Origin of the sequence: Arenibacter algicola (assembly GCF_018860365.1) — a bacterium.
Taxonomy (GTDB): domain Bacteria; phylum Bacteroidota; class Bacteroidia; order Flavobacteriales; family Flavobacteriaceae; genus Arenibacter; species Arenibacter algicola_B.
In genome coordinates this window covers 1-1,459 of sequence record NZ_JAHKPO010000004.1, presented here as the reverse complement: position 1 = coordinate 1,459, position 1,459 = coordinate 1, and the positions used below count along the sequence as shown (strand labels likewise).

The 1,459-nt window shown below is 37.7% G+C and carries 2 protein-coding genes; both read left to right on the top strand.

Translation table 11 applies throughout. The features are described 5' to 3' along the window. The first annotated feature begins 64 nt into the window (after window positions 1-64). Complete coding sequence (locus KO529_RS06555) at window positions 65-451, top strand: ISAon1 family transposase N-terminal region protein (RefSeq protein ID WP_215947135.1); 387 nt, start codon at window positions 65-67, stop codon at window positions 449-451. Window positions 452-491: 40 nt separating this feature from the next. After that, window positions 492-1,427 (top strand): ISAon1 family transposase, encoded by a 936-nt coding sequence (locus tag KO529_RS06550; RefSeq protein ID WP_215947134.1) that lies wholly within the window; start codon window positions 492-494, stop codon window positions 1,425-1,427. The last annotated feature ends 32 nt before the right edge of the window (window positions 1,428-1,459 follow it).

Genomic DNA, 1,459 nt, shown 5'->3' with positions numbered 1-1,459 from the left:
GGATCAATCTCAAAACTTGGGTCTAAAGAAAAAAGTAATTTTCTTTGTGCTTTAAATTACATTGATGAATAAAGGCACTGAGTTATCCTTGTTAAGTTTAATATTACCAGAAGGAATATTAGAGTATTTTGATATTGTTGGGTTCGATAAGAAGCCTATAAAGCATGTTTTATATGAGAACCGTCTAACGATATATTTGGAGGAGAAAAAACAAATACCATCTAAGTACAAGGATTGCAAGTTTAAAGCCAGTGGCTTCATGGAGCCTCGAATAATCGAGGATTATCCCGTTCGAGACAATCTACTATCATTAAATCTTAAACGAAGGCGTTGGGACGTTCTACTTGATAAAAAGTGGATTAAAGTAAGTCGTGAATGGGATGAATTTATTGCACAGGGAACTCGAATATCTAAAGAGTTTGCTGCTTTTTTAAAAGAAATCGACCGATAATACTGCTCTGAGCAGCCAACAACTTGGGCACCAGTATGGTATGTCCGGGAAAAGGCTTCAAAGACATTATAAGGATCACTTAAGTGATTTTAAGCAATGGGAGCATAAGGGTCATGCCAAACAGTGGCTTGTTTTCCCTGAAAACTTAGGTTCTTATTTATCCATTGATGAGACAGCGCTGTCCAAGGGAGAGCTCTATACCATCATTACCAATAAGAAGGCTAAAGGAAAGAAAGGGGCTTTAGTTGGGATATTCCACGGAACTAAAGTGGAGCCTATTATCGAACAACTCTCGAAGATCCCAGCAAAGAAGCGTGCTAAAGTGAAAGAGATCACCTTAGACATGGCAAACTCTATGAAAACGATCTCCACTAAATGTTTCCCGAAAGCCATCCAAGTAACAGACAGGTTCCATGTACAGAAGCTGGCAATAGAGGCGCTCCAAGATCTTCGTATCAAATACCGATGGGAAGCTTTGGATCAAGAAAATGAACAGATAAAGCTATCTAGAGTAGCCGACAAAGAATTTAAACCTGTAACTTTTTCTAATGGTGACAGCTCAAAACAACTCCTGGCCAGGAGTAGATATCTACTGTATAAATCCCCAGATAAATGGACTCCAAATCAGAAAGAGAGGGGACAGATATTGTTTAATGAATACCCAGAATTAAAGAAAGCTTATGGACTTGTTCAAGGCTTGAGGAATATTTTTAACCAAGCCATAGATATTAAAGTAGCTTACACCAAACTAGCCCACTGGTACAAAGATGTAGAGGAGTCAGGATTTAAGAGCTTCCAAACGGTAGCCAATAGTATTACTTCAAATTACCGCTCTGTACTCAACTATTTTTTAAACAGAAGTACAAATGCTTCAGCAGAATCCTTTAATGCCAAAGTAAAGGCTTTTAGATCACAATTTAGGGGAGTCAGGAATACGGAATACTTCTTATATCGCTTGATTAAATTATATTCTTAAAATGGTAAAAACCCAGATTTTGGACTTGATCC

Coding starts and splice junctions, on each gene's coding strand:
- KO529_RS06555 (WP_215947135.1), top strand. CDS start 65: ATGAATAAAGGCACTGAGTTATCCTTGTTAAGTTTAATATTACCAGAA.
- KO529_RS06550 (WP_215947134.1), top strand. CDS start 492: ATGTCCGGGAAAAGGCTTCAAAGACATTATAAGGATCACTTAAGTGAT.